Source organism: Pseudoalteromonas sp. CO342X, assembly GCF_004208915.1.
GTDB lineage: Bacteria > Pseudomonadota > Gammaproteobacteria > Enterobacterales > Alteromonadaceae > Pseudoalteromonas > Pseudoalteromonas maricaloris.
The window spans coordinates 144,460-163,025 of the sequence record NZ_SGPH01000036.1 but is presented as its reverse complement, the minus strand read 5'-3'; the positions used below and the strand labels follow the sequence as shown (position 1 = coordinate 163,025).

At 44.6% G+C, this 18,566-nt stretch carries 13 protein-coding genes and 1 pseudogene; 11 read left to right on the top strand and 3 right to left on the bottom strand.

From position 1 onward, the window contains the following. Positions 1-224 precede the first annotated feature (224 nt). From EXT47_RS17425 to EXT47_RS17400, 6 genes are all read left to right on the top strand, one after another. Positions 225-2,183, top strand: a complete 1,959-nt coding sequence (locus EXT47_RS17425) for a methyl-accepting chemotaxis protein (RefSeq protein ID WP_130127173.1) — start codon at positions 225-227, stop codon at positions 2,181-2,183. Positions 2,184-2,343: 160 nt separating this feature from the next. Continuing rightward, entirely contained in the window at positions 2,344-3,195 is an 852-nt protein-coding gene (locus tag EXT47_RS17420) for a D-hexose-6-phosphate mutarotase (protein ID WP_039493321.1), read from the top strand. A gap of 61 nt (positions 3,196-3,256) precedes the next feature. Continuing rightward, complete coding sequence (locus EXT47_RS17415; RefSeq protein ID WP_130127172.1) at positions 3,257-4,606, top strand: sigma-54 dependent transcriptional regulator; 1,350 nt, start codon at positions 3,257-3,259, stop codon at positions 4,604-4,606. Beyond that, the gene (locus EXT47_RS17410) at positions 4,584-5,855 is read left to right on the top strand and encodes a PAS domain-containing sensor histidine kinase (protein ID WP_130127171.1); all 1,272 of its coding nucleotides are present in this window, start codon (positions 4,584-4,586) and stop codon (positions 5,853-5,855) included. The genes EXT47_RS17415 and EXT47_RS17410 overlap by 23 nt, the downstream gene beginning before the upstream one ends. Positions 5,856-5,913: 58 nt before the next feature. Continuing rightward, positions 5,914-6,150 carry a hypothetical protein gene (locus tag EXT47_RS17405; protein WP_010376548.1) on the top strand — a complete coding sequence of 79 codons (237 nt, stop codon included), beginning with the start codon at positions 5,914-5,916 and terminating at the stop codon, positions 6,148-6,150. Between the two features lie 152 nt (positions 6,151-6,302). Beyond that, the gene (locus EXT47_RS17400; protein WP_130127170.1) at positions 6,303-9,116 is read left to right on the top strand and encodes a hypothetical protein; all 2,814 of its coding nucleotides are present in this window, start codon (positions 6,303-6,305) and stop codon (positions 9,114-9,116) included. A 78-nt stretch (positions 9,117-9,194) separates the two neighbouring features. Here EXT47_RS17400 and EXT47_RS17395 read toward each other — a convergent pair whose 3' ends face one another. Both EXT47_RS17395 and EXT47_RS17390 read right to left on the bottom strand, forming a co-directional pair. Continuing rightward, positions 9,195-10,997 (bottom strand): PKD domain-containing protein, encoded by a 1,803-nt coding sequence (locus EXT47_RS17395; protein ID WP_130127169.1) that lies wholly within the window; start codon positions 10,995-10,997, stop codon positions 9,195-9,197. Positions 10,998-11,207: 210 nt separating this feature from the next. Beyond that, a complete protein-coding gene (locus tag EXT47_RS17390) occupies positions 11,208-12,386 on the bottom strand; it encodes a lipopolysaccharide assembly protein LapB (protein ID WP_130127168.1) in 1,179 nt (392 codons plus the stop codon). A 211-nt stretch (positions 12,387-12,597) separates the two neighbouring features. On the opposite strand from EXT47_RS17390, the gene EXT47_RS17385 reads away from it, so the two are divergent. Continuing rightward, positions 12,598-13,212 (top strand): PQ-loop repeat-containing protein, encoded by a 615-nt coding sequence (locus EXT47_RS17385; protein ID WP_026001012.1) that lies wholly within the window; start codon positions 12,598-12,600, stop codon positions 13,210-13,212. An 88-nt stretch (positions 13,213-13,300) separates the two neighbouring features. Here the strand turns inward: EXT47_RS17385 and EXT47_RS17380 are convergent. Further along, positions 13,301-13,612: pseudogene (locus EXT47_RS17380) on the bottom strand (hypothetical protein); the annotation flags it as partial. Between the two features lie 213 nt (positions 13,613-13,825). On the opposite strand from EXT47_RS17380, the gene EXT47_RS17375 reads away from it, so the two are divergent. Genes EXT47_RS17375 through EXT47_RS17360 form a run of 4 tightly spaced genes read left to right on the top strand, consistent with a single transcriptional unit; the run spans position 13,826 to position 18,521 of the window. Then, positions 13,826-15,067, top strand: a complete 1,242-nt coding sequence (locus EXT47_RS17375) for an efflux RND transporter periplasmic adaptor subunit (protein WP_130127167.1) — start codon at positions 13,826-13,828, stop codon at positions 15,065-15,067. A 10-nt stretch (positions 15,068-15,077) separates the two neighbouring features. Continuing rightward, the gene (locus tag EXT47_RS17370) at positions 15,078-15,782 is read left to right on the top strand and encodes an ABC transporter ATP-binding protein (protein ID WP_099029957.1); all 705 of its coding nucleotides are present in this window, start codon (positions 15,078-15,080) and stop codon (positions 15,780-15,782) included. 10 nt (positions 15,783-15,792) lie between these two features. Next, entirely contained in the window at positions 15,793-18,177 is a 2,385-nt protein-coding gene (locus EXT47_RS17365) for an ABC transporter permease (protein ID WP_130127166.1), read from the top strand. Positions 18,178-18,230: 53 nt separating this feature from the next. Next, positions 18,231-18,521 (top strand): hypothetical protein, encoded by a 291-nt coding sequence (locus EXT47_RS17360; RefSeq protein ID WP_240701626.1) that lies wholly within the window; start codon positions 18,231-18,233, stop codon positions 18,519-18,521. The last annotated feature ends 45 nt before the right edge of the window (positions 18,522-18,566 follow it).

The following is an 18,566-nucleotide window of genomic DNA, read 5'->3' as shown; positions in this document are numbered from 1 at the left end:
ATTGTAGACCACCAAAGCTATCATTGCAGAAAGCAGATAAATTTTATGGCCCTTGATTGAATTATCCATAGTAACACTGTGGCCTATCCGACCTCAAAGTTACCCAACATTTAACCATATCTAAGATGAATATAAGGCGAACAAGTGATCACATTTGTATGTCATTCTTGCCCAATAGCCTATCCCTCACTATATTTTTACTATCTGTGAAATGGTGTTTATTCATGAATATATCGCAAAAATTAAAGCTGTCTTTCGCAACGGCAATCGCGCTTCCTTTGTTAATCATCGCGGGGCTTATTATCAGTCAAACTCGGCAGCAGGGGATAGAGACCTTCTCAGAGCTCAGTGATCGAGAGGCGCTACAGGTTGAGAATGGTATTCAGATGTTTTTTGATGAAATTGCAAAAAACGTAGACTATTTAGCAACCCATGCACAAGTCTTGAGTGCGCAGCAAGACGTGAAAACTTATATGGATTCAACCAGCACCGCTCGACTTAATTCCAAAGCAGGAAGCAAAATAGAGCAAGCAGCATATTCGTTATTTGAGCACTTTGGTAACACGCACCCCGGTATTGCCTATATCTACATGGGAAATCACCAAGGTGGTTATATTCAATGGCCTCTAGGTGAAGTGAATGCAAACTACGACCCTAGACAGCGTCCTTGGTATCAAACGGGACAATCGGGAAATGGCGAGACGATCCGCACCAGCGCCTATTATTGGGCGCCGGATGATATGGTGATTGTGTCGACGGTAAAAGCGATAACTGCCAATGGTCAAACTGTGGGTGTCCAAGGTATGGATGTGTCACTGCAAGGGTTGACCAAAATCATCCGCAATATCAAGTTGGGCGAGACTGGCTATTTGATGTTAGTGGAAGACACTGGAAATGTGCTGGTCGATGCCAAGTTCTCCGAACATAGATTTAAAAAGTTGGCAGACATTGCGAACGGTCGCTATCGTGAATTGGCTCAAAATAAAGATGGGCTATTTGAGCTCGAAATTAACGGGCAAGACTACTTTGCCAACATCTATACAGCACCCAAATTAGGCTGGAAGTTTATTGGTTTAGTTGAAAAAGGTGAGGTAATGGCTGCAGCCAATGCGATGACGCTGACGATATTGATTCTAAGTGCCGTCCTGATCACCATATTTTTGTTGCTAGCAAGTTATATTTCTAAGTTGATTTCAGCGCCCATTGTAGAAGTGAGTGACGGTTTAACTGAAATTTCGCAAGGCGGTGGTGATTTAACGCAGCGTTTAGACATTAAAGCTCAGGATGAAACGGGCAAACTGGCGACGAGTTTCAATTTGTTTTTAAATCTCATTGCTGAGTTGGTGACGCAAATCAATGAGTGTGCACAGCAAGTTAATGAAACCTCACGACAAACCGCTTCGCAATCTGATCAGCTCACGGGCGCTACCAGTCAACAACAGCAAGCGCTTGAAATGGCTGCTACCGCTATTAATGAGATGGCGGCAACCGCAAACGAAGTGGCGGCAAGCTGCGCCAATGCCGCTGAGCTGGCAGGGCAAACTCAGCAAGCATCTGAGCTGGGCCAAAGGGTGATCACAGAGTCTGTTGAGAGCGTTACAACATTATCTGAAGTGATCAACAAGGCAACCGCAGATATCATGCAGCTTGACACCGAAAGCGAAAATATTATGTCGATACTCAGCGTGATCCGAGGCATAGCAGAGCAAACTAATCTTTTGGCATTAAATGCGGCAATTGAGGCGGCACGGGCAGGTGAGCATGGCCGCGGTTTTGCCGTAGTGGCCGATGAAGTACGCGCGTTGTCGCAGCGTACTTCTGAATCGACGGAAGAAATTGCCTCTCAGCTTGATAAGCTTAGAAAAATGACAGAAATGGTGTCGGGAGAAATGAAGCGCAGCCTCACGCGTACGGAGCAAACGGTTGAACTGACAAACTCAGCGCAACAACAATTTAGTGAAATTACCCAAGCGATTGTCAATATTAGCGACCTTAACACGCAAATCGCCACCGCAGCTGAAGAGCAGCAACATGTTGCTGAAGACATTAATCGCAACGTGGTGGAAATTAAAAATGCTGCGGATAGCGTGAGTGATATCGCTGTGAATACCAATCAAAATGGCGTGAGATTACATTCATTATCGAGCACGCTCACAGAGCTGGTGGGCAAATTTAAAGTATAGCTTTAGCTCAATCCCAAGTTCCATAAACCGTGAGAGCAACACTCTCACGGTGCTACCGCATTGGTATAATTGAATAACTTTCAAATTGGATGGATAACAGTTTACTCGTAGTATTTAAGTGGTAAGGTAGGCATATCATTGAGTTGACGTAGGAATCACCATGGAATTATCACCTTCAGTTTCAATCGAGCGCACCGAGTCCGGACTTGAATATATTTGGGTCGACAGTGCATTTTGCCAAGCGAAGATCTTTTTACAAGGCGCGCAACTTACCGAGTTTACACCAGCAGGAAAAGGTAATTTAATTTGGGTTTCTGAGGCGGAAGATTACCTTGAAGGCAAACCGGTACGCGGTGGTATTCCAATCTGTTGGCCTTGGTTTGGCGTACATAGCAAAGCGGATTGGCCAATTCATGGGGTTGCTCGCAAGCTACTTTGGCGCGCGCACAGCGTTGAAGAAAAAAGCGATGAAATTACCGTTAAACTCACACTACCAATGACCTTAGTTGAAGCGCAATACTGGCCACACACATCACAATTAGAGGTCGAGTTTGTGTTATCAGACAAGCTTGAGGTGCGACTGACCAATATCAATACTGGTGATGCGCCATTTACGTTAACGCAAGCCTTACATACGTATTTCCCAACGCCAGAAGTCAGTAATACCACGGTAGACGGGCTACAAGGCGCGAAATATATCGAGTTTGATGAAGGTCCATTTGAGCAAACCGAAGTGGTTGGCTTTGCCCGCGAAACCGATATGGTATACACCCAAGCAAGCCCAGTACAAACCATCAATACACCTGCGGGCATTATTGAAGTAAAACGTGAAAACTCAACTTCTTGTGTGCTTTGGAACCCATGGATTGAAAAGTCACAGCGTTTAAGCAACTTTAATGATGATGAATACCACAAGATGTTGTGCTTAGAAGCTTGTAACGTAATGGACGATGCCGTGCAACTTGCACCAGGTGAAAGCCATACCCTAAGTACAATCATCCATTGGTTATAATTTTATATTCGCGGAGCACACTATGCTCCGCTGAAACCCGATAACAATAAAAATTCTCCCTATGGAAAAGCCCACAATACTGGTTATTGATGATAACGCCGAAGTACGCCTCAGCGCCGTATTCTTTTTAGAAGATCAAGGTTTCAATGTAATTGAGGCGGCAACCTTAGAGCTTGCAAAGTCTCTGCTCACCGCTAAGCAAGTGTCATTAGCCTTGCTCGATATGAACTTCTCCCGAGATACCACTTCCGGCAATGAAGGGCTGGACTTTTTGCGCTGGCTACGTGACTCCAATCTTAATGTGCCTGTGATCTGTATTACCGGTTGGGGAAATGTCGCGTTAGCGGTGTCTGCAATGCAGCTTGGTGCGAGCGACTTTATCGAAAAGCCATGGGACAATCAGCAGCTGCTACAAGCCGTGCAGCAACAACTCAAAATATCATTAAAGCAAGCGAATATCGTAGCAAAACACAGCGAGCGCGGCGCGTTTCAATGGCGCTCTCAGGCGATGCAATCTTTATATAAGCAGCTTGCTAAAGTAGCAAAAACCGACGCTCGGGTGCTGCTTACTGGGCCAAGTGGCGCGGGGAAAAGTCATTTAGCTCAGTGGTTACACCAACAATCTAATCGTTCAGCAGGACCTTGGGTTGAAGTGAATATGGGCGCGGTGCCAGAGTCCTTGTTCGAAAGTGAGATGTTTGGTCATAGCAAAGGGGCGTTTACAGATGCAAAGCAGCATCGTGTTGGTCGTTTTGCAATGGCAAAGCAGGGCACATTATTTTTGGATGAAGTTGCGACTATTCCACTTCCTTTACAAGCAAAATTACTGCGGGTGCTGGAAAATGGCAGTTATGAAGTTGTGGGTAGCAGTCAGACGCAACAAGCGGATTGTCGACTTATTTGCGCAACCAATACCAATCTTGACGACTTAGTGAAAGCCGGTGAGTTCCGAGAAGACTTGTTATATCGCATCAATACGATTGTGATTGAAGTGCCAAGGCTTGCCGAGCGGTTTGGCGATATCGTACCTTTGGCTGAGTATTTTGTCGCTAAATTCTGTGCGCAGTATGGTGAGCCAATTCGTGAACTTAGCTCAGCGGTTAAAGCTGCGTTGATTGAACACGCTTGGCCCGGCAATGTGCGTGAGTTAAGTCACGTCATGGAGCGTGCCGTGTTAATGGCGGAGGGCTTGCAGATTGAGCTTAGTGATTGCCAACTACGCTTTACCGCCGCACCGAAAGTGACCAGTGATATGCCAAGCAAGACTTTGCAACAAGTGGAGCAAGAAATGGTGGAGCAAGCGATGCAACGGGCCCAAGGTAATGTCGCAGAAGCCGCTAAAATACTTGGACTCACGGCCTCTTCTCTTTATCGGCGTTTGGAAAAATATGGTCTTAAAACATCTGGCTAGTGCCGAGTGGCGGTTTGGGGCTTACTGTACGCTGTTAACCATTAGCTGTACGGTTTTACTGACTTTACTGCTTCTGCAATTACAGCTTGGGGTAATGTGGGTGGCTGTCGTATCGGTGAGTGTATTGGGGTTATTGGGCGGGTTACAAAAAATACTGCTGTCTCACCTTAAGCGTATTGCCATGCGTGCTAATTGGCAGCTAGAAGCGATTGCACAAAGTGATTTTACGCAAACCATTAAGCCACATTACACAGCGGGCGTGGTAGCCGAATTTGAACAGCGCTTGCTGGCCTTAAGTGCACAGCTACACAGTCAAAAGCGCCGCTATCATAGTCAGCAGTTTATCATTTATCAGCTAATAGACAGCCTTAATACGCCAATTATGATGTTTGACGAAAAACTCAAACTTGCCTATGCCAATGGGGCATTTGAGTCGCTTTATCATCGCCCTTGGGTAGAGTGTAAGGGAATAAGCGCGGCTCAGTTTGGGTTGGTGCAACAAGATAATCACTGGCATTTTGCAGATACAGCGCAGCAATCTCGGTGGCAACTACAAAGTAGTGAATTCTTTCAAGAGGGTAAGCAGTTTTCTTTACTTGTCGCACTCGATATTACTAAGGCATTACGTAAAAAGGAGCTGGCTGCTTGGCAACACTTAATCCGAGTAATAAGTCATGAGATTCACAACAGTTTGACGCCCGTCAGCTCCCTAGCGCAAACCTTATTGGCAAGAGCGAAGGACGAAAAAGAGCAGCATGCGCTAAGTGTAATAGGTCAGCGTTGCCAGCATTTACAACAATTTGTGAGCCAATACGCCAAAGTTACGCAAACCCCAAGGCTAGATCGGGAGTCAGTCTCCATCATGCTGTTACTGTCTTCTGTTGCTGCGTTATTTGAGGATACCGGCATCCAAGTAAATTGCACCGTGAATACTCTCAATCTTGATAAAGCTTTAATTGAGCAAGTGCTGATTAACTTAGTTAAAAATGCCATTGAGGCCTGTGGTGAAAATGCCAAGTTGACGCTACATGCTTATTATCAGCAGCAACAAGCGGTGATTGATGTGCAAGACAATGGCCCTGGCTTTGCCAACCTAGATAACATGCTTACACCTTTCTATTCCACCAAAGAAGGTGGGCAGGGAATAGGGTTAACCTTTAGTCGCACCATTGTGGAGTTACACGATGGACAACTGAGTTGTCACAACACCGACTCGGGAGGATTGATAAAAATCACTTTACCTTGTTGATAATAATTATCATTAGCATATAATTAAAGTTCCTTCAAAACCTTGGCAAGGAGCTACCATGTTAGTCACTTATCTGTTGGCCAGCGGCTTTATCTTTATGGCGTATAGCTACTCCAAATCATTCAACCCACATGCACATACCAAGGCAAAGTTGGCGGTGTTATTGAGCGCGGGTTTAATCGCTGCGGCAAAATGGCAGGCTGGGTTGAGTTCAACCGTGGTATTTTTTGTGTTTGCTGTGTCTCTAGGGGTACTTAGCCTGTTTATCACCCTCGCACAGCCACAAAAACACTGAAAAATTACGCGCATTTAGAGCAACTAACATGTTGCTTGCCTCAAAATAGACGTTTTAAGGTGTAGCGTGCGCAAGAAATTGTTACTAAAAAGCACACTTTTTCTTTATATCTCTTGTTAAGCTAGCGCAACTGGACTTATTTAGGAAAGGTAATGCGAGCGCTACTGATAATTTTTGTTGCATTTACTAGCTTTGGTTTACAGGCTAAGTGGCAAACCATCAAAACCGAAAACTTCAATGTGCATTATCCCCAGTCGCTTCAGCAATGGGCGTATTCTGCAGCAAATGAGCTGGAGGTGGTACGAGATAAAGTACTGGCACAACAAGGCAGAGCATTGAGTGAACGTGCTGATGTGATTATTTACGATCCAGAAAATGCGGCCAATGGCTTTGCATTACCCAGCACTGATAAACCAATGATGGCATTGCAAGCAACGCCACCTCAAGCTGATTCCGTCATCGCAAATAACACCAGTTGGCAGCAGTTGCTCATTTTGCACGAATATATTCATCTCGTTCATCTATCACAGCCTAGCCGTAATCAATGGCGACAACATCTCAGAGATTGGCACGATATTACCGACTTACTCGATGCGGTATTACCGCGTTGGGTCAGCGAAGGCTATGCGACCTTGCTGGAGTCTAGATTAACGGGGCGAGGACGTTTGTACGATAACTATAGTGAGAGCATTGTGCGTTATTACGCGCAGCAAGGCGCATTACCGACCTATAGCGCTTTAGATGATGGCGACAAGTCTTACCTTTCCAATTCCATGGCGTACTTAGTCGGCGTACGTTTTCTAGCATGGCTTGAGGATAATTATGGCGCACAGACGTTAGATGCCGTGTGGACAAGAGTGCAGGCGGTGGAATCTCGCAGTTTTGAAACCGCATTTAGTGGGGCTTTTGGAGCGCCAGCCAGCCAGTTATATCGTCGCTTTATTGTTGAATATAGCTATCAGGCCATGCAGCAAGAGAAAGCCTTGATCCCGACACAGAGTGAACTTTGGCAGCAGTTTGCGTATGCTGCTCGAGATATCGCGTTCTCTCCAGATGGCAGTCAGTTTTTGGTGGTAGAGCAAAATCGTAAACGCCAAGTCACACTCAATATCTACGAAAGCAAAGAAAATGTAGAAGCCATTGAGCAATTTAATAAGCGCAATGAAGCGATATTAAATGCCGATCCTAAAGATATTGTGGATATCGCACCTGAAGTCTTTCCAAAGAAACGACTCGCGCAGCTTAATGCTCATAATTTTGCTGGTATCTATTACCCCCAATGGCTGAATGACAGCCATATTTACTTCGTTGCAAAAACGCCGACTGCAGACGATAGCTTTATTAATGATTTATTTGTCTGGAAAGTTGGTACTGGAAAGCCTAAACAACTAACCGAAGGTGCGGGTATTCGCCGCTTTAGTATTATTGATGCCAATACCGTTATTGCGGAGGTGTCCCGTTTGGGTTACTCACAGCTAGTGATCATGGAGTTGGACTCAGGCAAGCAAACGCCAATCACCACAAGTAAGCTTGGTGATGTCCATGACTTTCCTGTGCTTTCTAATAAAAAGACGACATTAGCCTATGTGCATGTTACTCCTAACAAACGCTGGCAACTTGTCGTTAAAGATCTTAGCCATGATGCAACCGAAATCGTCTATTTGCCCAAGTCACATCAATACCTTTCGGGGTTAACTTGGTCTCATGATGATGACAAGTTGTACTTTATTTCTGGAGTCGCAGGCCACTTAGCAGTGATGCGTTATGATGTGGAGAGTAAAGTACTTGAGACCTTACCTGCAAGTGCTAAACCGCTTGAGCAAATTATTACCCATTCACAGCAGTTACTGGTGAGCTATGCGACCCCTGAAGGGGTCAAGGTTAACAAAATAGTTTCTCCGGCTTGGCGCACCGTGAGCGTGTTGGAGCAAGTGGATGAGGCGGAACAAAAAGAGCTGCATCCCCATCAATTACCTGCGGCTAAGATAGATCAAACTGCGCTGCCCAGTTCTGATTATTCTGTGTTCGAGCAGTCTTATTCTATCGCCTTATCTGGCGCATTAAATAGCGCCTCCTTTGATAGTTTGGGCGTGTCACTAAAAGGGCAGGATGTGCTGCGCCAACTTGCTTGGCAGCTTGGAGCTGAGAAAAGTATCAATAATGGCGCGTTGATGGGCGCATTTGCCCAACTTGAATATCGTCATGAAAACTGGAAAACGACGTTTGATGCTGGATATCAAGAGCTAGAAGCGGATAAGCAGTCTCACTCACTACAAGTAAATACCTCGAATGAGAGCAGCTTTAAGCAATTTGCCTTGTCATCTAGCTATCGTTTTGGTGAAGCATTGAATTACCTCGCTCCTGAATTGGGTGTTATTCGTGTGCAACATAGTGAAAAGACGTGGAACGGCGGGCGCTACAGCTTTAACGGTCGTGCAATGTGGGATACTCAGCAGCATGGTGTAGCACTGCAAGTCTCTGCAGCTCAGTGGTTAGGTGAATTAGATGGTTTTGATTATCAGGTGAATCTGTTCGCTAAAGCATGGCAAATTCCATTCTATGCATCGGTCGATAGCCGCTACAGCAGCGAATTGCCTCTATCTGTGGGTGGTGGAGCGCTTACCAGCACTAGTATTAGTAACAGTTTACACGCTGTCAGCGAACCTATGTTACCGCATCTATTTGCTACGGGAAGCCGCTATTTAGGCTATGAATTTGCAACTTCATGGCAGCAGGGTAAACCTAAGTTATTTTATAAGCAGCATCAGTTAGATGGAGAAGTAATTGGGCAAAATTACGGTATTAAGATGCACATGCCTTTGTCTCGAGTGATATTAGATAAGGCCGCTGATTTTGCTCCTGCAGGATTAACCGATCTACAGTTTAGTGCTGGAGTGGGTCGTATAGAGGGGCGTAACATGACCAATGAAAACCGTGTTTGGTTTAGTGTTTGGTATGAGTTGTAGGTAATCGCTGAAGATTGCTATCAAAAAAGCGGGGGCGAGCCCCCGCAAATCATTCAGTTTGTTTATTCGAAGTTTAGGCTAGTTGTGATCTGCTACGATTTGCAAATCTGAGTATGCATTATATCCGCGGATCATCACCCAATAACGCCCAGCCCCTTCATTGAGGCTGCAAGATTCAGTATTGCCAGAGCGATAAGGACGACAAGTCCAATTACTGGTTGTGGGCTCTGTGCCTTTTAGTACATACATATCAGCATCACCAGTGCCACCGCTAGTGTTAAATGTCACTGTATTTGCTCCAGCTGGCGCATCGTAATAGAAGAAAGTTTCACTGCCGCTAGCACCAGCAAGCCCCGTTTTTGCAACTCCCTTGATAAGCTTTTGCTCTTCACCCGGTAGCGTTACGGCAACTTGTTGTGTTGTTGACGCGGTGTCGCCATTACTATCTGTCACGGTGAGTTCTACGGTATAGCTGCCAGAGTTTGTGAAGCTATGTGAAGTTTGCGCGCCTGAGGCGGATGCGCCGTCACCAAACTGCCAACTATGCTGTGTAATAGAACCGTTTGGTGAGCTAGATCCTGAACCATCGAAGCTGCAGCTTAGGTCATTACAGCTGTAAGTAAATAACGCAACAGGCAATGGATCGGTAGTGCCATTATCACCAACAGGAATTTGGCCACCAAAGTGAGTAGAAACCTGAGGCCAAATTAAGCTAATTTTAGCGCCCTTATTGGTACAGCCACCTAAGTGGTGTAGCGCAACAACATTATTGGTTGAGGCTGCAAGTACGGGTGAACCTGATGAGCCACCAATAGTGTCGCAGTAATAGCCTATATCTGTGCCGGTACCTCGACCATTCGCTGTTGCTTGGTTAACAGAGCACAGTCCATTGGTGTCTTGATCAGACTCAATAGACAGCTCTTTGGGGTTACCTGAACCATGTTGAGGAATGTAAATACGCTCGCCCTGCGATGGATTACGCACATCTAAGCCGAAGTAACCAAATGGCTGAGCCTTAGCGAAATCATTGACGGTAAACAACGTATAATCTAGCGTATAATCTGTTTTGAGGAAGTCTTTACCTGTGATCTTAACCACAGTCTCGCGCTGACTGCCGTTACAGCTTGTGCTTTGATAATTAAACCATACCTCAGTATTTGCCAGCTCTGATGCTGATCCCACACAGTGATTATTGGTAAACATGCGGTTATCTGCACCAACACGCCAACCCGTACATAAACGACTGCCGTTCATAAGCAGTCTGGCGACTGGACGTGAACGCTCGAACTCTACCGGATGCGATTGCGCCCAGCACTGCACGTCTTTACGTTCCATTGCACCACAAGTTGACATGGGCGTCACATCGGTCATGCCCTCAACAGTTGCTTGCCCTTCAGTACCATGATAGTAAAAGTCGATCTCGGGTGTTTTGCCCGCATTATCTTGGCCTGAGGTATATTCAATGATGACTTTATCAGCAGAGACTGACATAGCAGAAAACTGTTTAACGCCGTCATCGCCGAGGTTTGGATCAATTGTTGCTGCGCTGAGGCTTCCTTGGGTGTATTCATAGCGCTCGCCACTATCTTCCGAGCGAACAACGAGTTTACCGCCGTTTGCAAGATTTAGGTTTTTAAAGTGTAGTTTGATGTAGCTTGCATCTGGGTGTGAAACCGTTTGCACAATGGTCTGTGTAGACGTTGAAGTACTTGTAGCGCTGCTTTGAGTAATAAGCGGAAGGTTGAGTTCATACTTTTTACCAATCATTGCTTTACTAGCTTTGCTGGTATATTCCATCATCTGAGCTTCCGTTAATGGCGCTTGTGCCATCGCGATACCAGATGCTAAACCTAATGCTGTGACAAGAATGTGTCGTTTCATTGTTATTCCTTTTGAGTGTGTGGTTATCCAACTTGAGATAAAAAGTTGGGCGTCGTTCAATACCGAACCAAGCCTTGGGTGCACTGTAGAGCACGACTAGTGGTGGTATGTTTTTTGAACATCCACACACCAAAATAGAAACAATAATGTATTTTGTAAAGTTATATATATATTATTTTAACATAAGTTTTACTTAACTTATGTCATTCCTTATTTTATATCCTCATTACGAACCAATAAATGGTTCAACATTTTTTGCTTGGCGATGTATAGGTCCTTTTTATACTGCTCTCTAGACTTATTGACAGCTTGCTCAAAATATTCAGATGCGGTTTGGTATCTTTGCTCTAAATAAGCAATTTTTCCAAGCTCGACATAAACTTCCGGCAAGTAATGATAATTCAGCAATAAAGGCTCAATAAGTTTTTTGGCTTTTTTATAGCGTTGTTGTTCAATGTAGCTGGAAGCTAACGAGAGGGTATCGAAAGGGGATGCAGGGCTTCGATCAAGCTCCGTCTGAATCATATTCTTGAGCACGGTTTGATCTTTGGGAACATAGTTAAGGTAATTCAATAACAAGTTGGTGCTGGTGAGATGATTGTTGAAGGCATAACCATAGATTTGCTTCGCACTATTTATATCACCAACATGCTTATGTAACAGCGCGGCAGTATTGATAGCTTCAGCGTCTCTTGGGGCGTATTTGAGCGCAGCAGACAATAAAGAGTAACTTAGGTCATAATCAGCTTCCAGCAGAGCAGAAACGGCTAAGTTAGTATAAAACTTTGCGACTAAATCTTCATACTGTGCGTTTCCAGAAAACACACTATCTTGATCTGGGAAGTAATCAACGACAGTACCTTTAATCAAAGTTTGTTGTTCATTCTCACCACCTTCTGTCGCCCTATTTGCGAATAACTTGGTTTTAAAATGGCTTGAGGTGATGATAAACTTTTCGTGCTTCCGAAACATTGGATAGCTGTCAACTTTAGCATAACTTGTTTTGATCCCTAATACATTGGCGTACGCTTGTGTTAATACGGCAAGAGAAATGCAATTGCCAGCTCTGTTGAGCGTTGCTTCAGTCGCAGTAAGCGTTTCCCCATCGTAAGAAAAGTTATCCAATTTTGCGTCTAGGAATCTTCCTAATACTTGGTCATCTCTCATGTTGGCATCTGCATATTTGCCAAAAAAGGAGATTGCAGCTTGCTGTTCGGATTCAGGTAAAGCGAAAATTTCAGCTTCAGTTTGCACTGGTTTCAGCGTAAAAAGAGAGTGGTTGAATAAAGAAGTTACGTCTACCTTCTGTTTCGTGTCAGCTGTAGTGGTGTGAGTGGAATTGCATCCGCTCAAGCCAATGCTAGTAAGTATAATGAGTAGCCACTTCATAGTAATTCCTTGTATTTATTTATATACACCTGTATTCCAGCCTTGCCATCTATTCAAAGTTGGATGTTCGGCGTCCAGTTGTATTTTAAAACTTAGCTCTTAAAATGCGCGCCTTCAAAAATAAAACCTTAAAAATCATAAATTTACAATGTGTTTTTAAAGGTTTTACAGCACTTTAACTTAGCAACAATTTAGACATTTGGAGTTGGCATTGAGCGAATATTTACCGATCGTTTCTTCCTTCGTTTTGGTTTTAAGCTTTGTTCCTTTGATTAGGAAGATCCGTAAAAATCGCAGTGTGTCAGGTGTATCACTGTTAATGATGAGTTTTGGTGTTGCACAAAGCTCTTACTTTATTGCCTACAACGTTTTCTTTGAACGTTTTTTTATGGTGCTACCTTTTGTTATTACAGGCTCTTTAAGTGCACTTATTTTATATTATTTTATTCGGTACAACGCAAGCTCGAAACAGCGTAATCAATTAGCACTTTTGCTTGGTTTGTCGACGTTGCCATTTGGGCTTTTATTGGCAAAGGACATCGAAGCAGCGGCGTTGTTAAATGCGTTAACTTACTTAGGGCTAGTGATGAGCTCAATTCGAGTTATGCCACAAACCTATAAAACGATAAAAAGCGGTGATGTCTCTAACTTAAGCGCTAGGTATTTTTCACTGCAGTTTTTAGCTGGAGGAATTGGATTGGCTGCTGAACTGAGCTTAGGTCATGTTAGCGTGGCTCATGTATTGATGTTTGTGATGATTTTACTGACTAATGCGGCGCAATTAGGTTGTATTCAGTACTATCGCTCTAAACCTGCTTTAGCTTAGTGATATAAACAGATAAAACATGGGCTAGCAAATTGCTAGCCCATAACGTTTTCGCTAACTTCACTTGCGCAATACAAAAATTTTTGAGTTACGCTTCAAGCGCTTTTGTGATCATACGGTCAATATACGCTTTATGTGCCTTAGTTGCCTGATCGGCACCCCAAGCTGTGCTCTTATCCAAAATACTCTGCAGTTGGAATAGTGCAGTGGCTTTTGCCAAATTGTCGTATTTGCTCGCTTTGCTCAATCCTGCAACATTAATTAAGCGAGAAACGTACTCTATTTTCAGGTTTTGGCTCAGTGTCGTTGCACTCGTATCAGCAACGAAAATAGCGGCAGTCAGGTCGTTCATCACCTCGTTTAGGCTGTATTCGTTACCATAGTACGCAGAGTCGTTGATACCTTGTGTTTTTGACTTGTTGTGTACTTATTTAGAGCCCCACAAAAGATAAACTGCATCTACTGCCTTTAATCTCCGATCCCGGAGTGAATGCTCCGATTTCGGAATATCAGCTGACTTTTTCAGTTACGTGATTTTTAACATGCTGAAATGTAATGTTATTTCAATTTGGCATAGTTCTCGCTCTTAGCGCTTATTCAGTTAGGAGGGGAAATGGATTTAGTCAAACCGGCCAAGCCAAAAAAAACCACACATTACATCGTTGTTATCTGTTTAATGTCGGTGATAGTTGTCTATTTGCTGTGGCAACAATGGGCGCCTCATTCTAGTGTGATGCGCGCTGAAATACTGGTCGCGGAGGTGAAACAAGGTCCGCTTACGTTGTCAGTAGATAGCTTTGGAGAGTTACGTAGTGCTGAGCAGTTTTTGTTAAACGCGCAAAGTGCGGCCATTGTTAAAGTGATCCATCACAAAGCGGGCGCAATTATTCGTAAAGGTGATGTGATTGCTGAGCTCATGAGTCCTGATCTGGTGTTGCAAGTTCAGCAAGCCAAACAAGCTTTGCGTCAGTCGTGGGCAATAAAAGAGCAGCTGCTACTCTCTCAGCAAAGGGAGCAGTTAAACGAACAAAAACAGCTGATGCAAAAGCGGGGGGAGTTAAAAACCTTAGTGTTGCGTCATCGTGCTGAGCAAAACCTTGCACAACAAGGCATTATTTCCGCGCTTAATTTTGCCCAAACTGAAACTAGTTTGAGTACCTTACAACATGAAATTACCATGCTAGAACAGCAAGCTAAACAGCTGCAAGCACTGCATGGTTCGGCGCTTACCCTTGCCAATGAAGAAATTAATATTCGCGAGCAAGAACTCAATAACTTGCTAGAAAAACAACAGCAACTAGAGATTAGAGCTAGTACCTCAGGGGTTATTGAGCGAATGCCTCTGGCGCTTGGGCAACGAGTCAATGTTGGTGACGAGTTAGCATTAATTGGCTCTAACCAGTCGTTGGTGGCGGTATTGTCTGTGCCACAATCCCAAGTGCGCTGGGTTGAAACTGGGCAAGATGTGATGGTGAACATGCAAGCCAATAAAGTAAAAGGCAAAGTGATCCGAGTTGACCCGGTGGTGACAAACAATAGCGTGGAAGTAGAGGTGAGTTTACCAAATGCCTTACCGAAGCAGGCGCGAGCGCAGCTGAGCATTTCTGCCAGCGTCGCCATTAAGCATCTTGCCAATGCCACTTATGTACAACGCCCCGCCAATGCCAAAGATAATCAAACGCAGACCTTATTTGCACTGACTAGTGATGACACCGCAAAGCCGATAGAAATCACTTTTGGTGCTTCAACTGGGAAATATATTGTTATAGATTCTGGCGTTGAAGCCGGGAGACGATTAATCATTTCTGATCTAGCCTATCTTGCCAGTCTAGATGAGACAATCTTATTAGAGTAGGAATATCAAAATGATAGTGCTTAAAAATATTAATAAAGTGTTCGAAACCGAAGAGCTGCAAACACACGCACTGAGAAATATTTCACTGGAAATAGCAAAAGGCGATTTTATTTCGATCTCTGGCCCATCAGGATGCGGTAAATCTACTTTGCTATCCATCATTGGTTTAATTGACCAAGCGACAAGTGGTAGTTATACGATTGGTGCTCATGATGTGACAACGCTGACGCTTGATCAAGCCGCTGAGCTTCGCAATGAGCATATTGGGTTTGTCTTTCAGGCTTTTAATCTCATTGATGAAATTTCGGTATTCGATAACGTTGCTTTACCGCTAAAGTATCGCTCTGAAAAGCTGAGTAAGGTTGAAGTAAAGCAGCGAGTCGAGTCTTGTTTACAAAAGGTTGGACTGTCGCATCGTGTTCAACACAAGCCAAATCAGCTATCAGGCGGGCAGCAGCAGCGTGTCGCGATTGCTCGTGCTTTGGTGACCGAACCAAGCATTCTACTGGTGGATGAACCGACAGGTAACTTAGATTCGAAAAGTGGCGATCAGGTGATGCAATTAATCGCTGAATTGCATCAGCAAGGCACCACAGTTTGTATGGTGACGCACGATCCACGTTATGCCGATATGGCTCCAAGGCAGGTGAAATTGTTCGATGGTGAGCTGTTAGGCACCGTTGCTTCTGCTCAACCTGTTAGTCAACGAGCATAGAGAGGGCACCATGCAAGTGTTCAACTTAGGCCGTGCAAATATTTATCATGTTAGTGTGGTGACTACGCTGAGCTGTGTATTCGTAGTGATGCTGGTCGCAATGGGGATGTTACATAGCCTGTATTTTTCACCTCTACCATACCCGGATTCAGAACGTATTGTGAAGCTTGAATACCCGATGTTTGATGAAAATGGCAACGAGAGCAGCGAAGCCTTTAACTACCCATCATTGATGCATTTATACGAGCATAAACCTGCCGCAATGGAGCAACTGGCGATGGTGCATTATGCGGAGCAATTGCTTACCTCAGATGCTGGTGCGCCTCAAGTTGAATCGGCTTATGTCTCGCCCGAGTGGTTTAGTATTTTTGATATGCCGCTTGCGATGGGGCGGGTTATTACCGAACCTGTCGATGAGAGCAGCCCTGTGGCTGTGCTGAGCTTTCAAGCTTGGCAAAACCACTTCAATGGCGATCCTAATATCTTAAATAAAACGCTGCGTCTGGATGAGCGAGAGTTTACGATTGTCGGGGTGGCGGCAGAGCGGTTTTATGAACCTGACTTAAAAAAGCTCACGCACAACACTGCGGTATGGCTACCTTGGCAATACAACCTAACTTCAGAGGAAGCTAAACCTTACTGGTGGAACCGTTATGCGCTTAACTTGATGGTGGGTAAACTGGCTACAGGGGTGGAGCATGAACAAGTCAGCCTCTCGCTTTCCAACGAAATGAACACACTTTGGCGCAGCAAAGTGAGCGACAGTGAGTATTTTGCGAAGTGGCATATTGGCATTCGCGCGATGCCGTTGAAATCAATTATGCTCGGTAAGTCTCCCTTGTTGTTATTTGGAATGTTTGTGGTATCGCTTGGTTTACTTGGTATCGCGCTCTTAAATATCAGTAATTTATACCTTGCAAGACTCAGTCAGATCCAGCGCCGGCTGGCAATTCAAGCGGTGGTGGGAGCAAAAATAAGAGATATTGCGCTGATGCAGTGGTTACCGCTGCTAGCACTTTGCTTAGTATCACTCGTGGTTGCAATTGGCGCGTCTTATGTTATCTGCCAGTGGTTACAGCAAGAACTAGTAGGGCTGTTGCCGCAAGCGCAGCTGATTTCGTTAACCTGGCAAAGTGTGCTTGCACTGGGATTGGTCGCTTTATTGACGAGCTGGTTATTGTTGTTAGCTGGAATGTCAGCAATACGCTTTCGTCACTTAACACACATGCTAAAACAAAGCGGTAAGGGGAATGCCGTTGTTGTGAGTGCGCGAGTACAACGGATCATGGCGGTGAGTCAGTTAAGTATTTCTATTATCTTGACCTTCTTCTGCTTTAATGTCGGTGTTGCTGCCATATCTCATCTCAAAAATGCTTATGCGGTAGATCTCAAGAATAAATACGAAGTCACGTTTTATGCTCCTGACACAATGTCGAGAGACGAATACACAGAGGTAATGCGTCAAGCCAGTGAAGCCCTAGGGAATACCGCAGAAGTAATCGCGGTGAGTCGAAGCCGTTCACCCATCGGGCAAGGTGTTGGCACTTGGTCATTGCAAGAAGTCGAGACGCTTGAACGCGTGCATCCGGTTGGCCGAGTTGTGGATAGTGGTTATCTTGAGTTTTTTTCTTTGCCGTTACTACAAGGTCAGTTTTTCGATAGTGAAGCGGTGCGCCGCGGTGAGCAGCAGTTAATTATCAATAAAACCTTTGCTGAGCAGCTAGGTGGAGAGGAAAAGGCGCTAGGCAAGCGCCTTAGCTTTAACATTGCCGACGAAGACGCGGCATTTGAAATTATTGGTGTCGTTGCTGATTTAGCCGTGCCAGGCGAACCCGCACTGCCCCATGTGTATCGAGCAGTACAAGGAAGTAATACGGCGTTAATTAAGACTAAGCAGCCGGTTACTAAATCCCATTTTGCAGCGCTGCTTACGCAAGTTCATCCAGCATTGAAAATCTTTAGTTTTAAATCACTTACTGCGCAGCGTGAGCAATACCTGTTGACCGATACCTTGGTCACCTATGGAGCACTATTTATCTTTGCATTGGCGTTGTTGCTCGTGATTATTGGCCTGTTTGGTGTCTTTCGTTATAGCCAATCACTTAAGGTTTCTTATTACGGCACGAAAATGGTGCTGGGTGCCAAACACAGCGATCTCACTCGAGAGGATCTTACTACCCACTTTAAGCACATAGGTATTGCGTTAATGATCTCCCTGACAGGGTGTTTATTATTGTCGCCATACTTTCAGCAAACATTTAATGTGGCAGAGTTTTCGATTGCGGCTGTGGGGATAGTGTTGGTGTCGAGTTCGTGTTTGTACTTTTCACTACAGCAAATACTGCGCAGGCCACTCAATGCATTAATCAACCCATCTGAATTAGTGAAGGGATAAGCATGACATTATGGCATAAGCTATTGAGGCGTGTGAGGTATAGGCTTAATCTAATGTTAGTTGTGTTATTGAGCGGCGCTTTCGCCGCCATATTGAGTACGCCAGTCTTCTATATCAAGCGTTTAGTCGGTGCTAAGGTACGCGATGTTCTTATTGAGCAGTGTTGGAGTCGGGCTTCTCTCGTGTTAGTCGCGGTGGTTATTGCTGTTTTCTTGTCTTTAGTTGTAGCGAGTATGTTTGGCATTTTGAGTCCGCTGCTTGGGATCTATCTGTTGTTCTCTATCGTATTGGTAGGCTGTATCGTTCTAGTGCTTGAGCTTCATCATGTCACTAAGCAGATTTAGGGTGATAAATGTGACAAAAAGCCGAAAAAATTGTTATATAACTCA

Excerpts from the sequence above, each read along its gene's own strand:
- EXT47_RS17425 (WP_130127173.1), top strand. The coding sequence starts at position 225 with ATGAATATATCGCAAAAATTAAAGCTGTCTTTCGCAACGGCAATCGCG.
- EXT47_RS17420 (WP_039493321.1), top strand. The coding sequence starts at position 2,344 with ATGGAATTATCACCTTCAGTTTCAATCGAGCGCACCGAGTCCGGACTT.
- EXT47_RS17415 (WP_130127172.1), top strand. The coding sequence starts at position 3,257 with ATGGAAAAGCCCACAATACTGGTTATTGATGATAACGCCGAAGTACGC.
- EXT47_RS17410 (WP_130127171.1), top strand. The coding sequence starts at position 4,584 with ATGGTCTTAAAACATCTGGCTAGTGCCGAGTGGCGGTTTGGGGCTTAC.
- EXT47_RS17405 (WP_010376548.1), top strand. The coding sequence starts at position 5,914 with ATGTTAGTCACTTATCTGTTGGCCAGCGGCTTTATCTTTATGGCGTAT.
- EXT47_RS17400 (WP_130127170.1), top strand. The coding sequence starts at position 6,303 with ATGCGAGCGCTACTGATAATTTTTGTTGCATTTACTAGCTTTGGTTTA.
- EXT47_RS17395 (WP_130127169.1), bottom strand. The coding sequence starts at position 10,997 with ATGAAACGACACATTCTTGTCACAGCATTAGGTTTAGCATCTGGTATC.
- EXT47_RS17390 (WP_130127168.1), bottom strand. The coding sequence starts at position 12,386 with ATGAAGTGGCTACTCATTATACTTACTAGCATTGGCTTGAGCGGATGC.
- EXT47_RS17375 (WP_130127167.1), top strand. The coding sequence starts at position 13,826 with ATGGATTTAGTCAAACCGGCCAAGCCAAAAAAAACCACACATTACATC.
- EXT47_RS17370 (WP_099029957.1), top strand. The coding sequence starts at position 15,078 with ATGATAGTGCTTAAAAATATTAATAAAGTGTTCGAAACCGAAGAGCTG.
- EXT47_RS17365 (WP_130127166.1), top strand. The coding sequence starts at position 15,793 with ATGCAAGTGTTCAACTTAGGCCGTGCAAATATTTATCATGTTAGTGTG.
- EXT47_RS17360 (WP_240701626.1), top strand. The coding sequence starts at position 18,231 with ATGTTAGTTGTGTTATTGAGCGGCGCTTTCGCCGCCATATTGAGTACG.